Here is a 626-nt window from a genome sequence, read left to right as displayed (position 1 = left end):
AAAAAGCTGAAGAACTCCAGAAAACCGCAAGAAATTCATTTGCAGTACTTCTTTCGTCGCAGACAAATTCGCTGCTCGTAAAACAGATGATTGAGCAGATTGAACTTCTCGAATCTCAGATTTCTGAAATCGAAAAAATCATTGAACAGCTCTACTCAAAGTTTGACTGCAAACTCACAAAGATTCCCGGAATGGGAATTACTCTAGCAGCTGTCATTCTCAGTGAAATTGGTGACATTTCACGTTTCCCTGATCCAAAACAACTGACTGCATTTGCAGGCCTTGATCCAGTCCTTAAGCAATCTGGCATGAATAAAGGTCTTGGTTATCACATGTCCAAACGTGGTTCCCCGTATCTTCGTCGTGCCCTGTGGCTTGCCGCAAACAGTATCAAAAAATGGGATCCTTCTTTTGCTTATGCTTACCAGAAAAAACTTGATTCTGGTAAGAACAAAAGTCAGGCTCTCGGTTTTATTTCTCATAAACTTCTCAATGTTGTTTTCACTGTCCTTAAAAACAATATTGATTACGTTCCTGTTTTTCCTCCTGACGTTGACGTCTCAAAACTTGCTGAAAAAGCATTGAAAAATGCTTCGTCAAATGATTGACATTTCATAGCAGGTCTT

Annotated in this window: 1 protein-coding gene; it reads left to right on the top strand. The window is 39.6% G+C overall.

What is annotated here, in order from left to right; translation table 11 throughout:
- The coding region (locus JI65_RS17015) for a transposase (RefSeq protein ID WP_191018352.1) at window positions 1-608 on the top strand (608 nt) is incomplete at its 5' end.
- Between the last annotated feature and the right edge of the window lie 18 nt (window positions 609-626).

The sequence above is a fragment of the Treponema zioleckii genome, assembly GCF_014737315.1.
Classification (GTDB): Bacteria; Spirochaetota; Spirochaetia; order Treponematales; family Treponemataceae; genus Treponema_D; species Treponema_D zioleckii.
The sequence above is the reverse complement of the archived record's forward strand: the minus strand, read 5'-3'. Positions and strand labels throughout refer to the sequence as shown.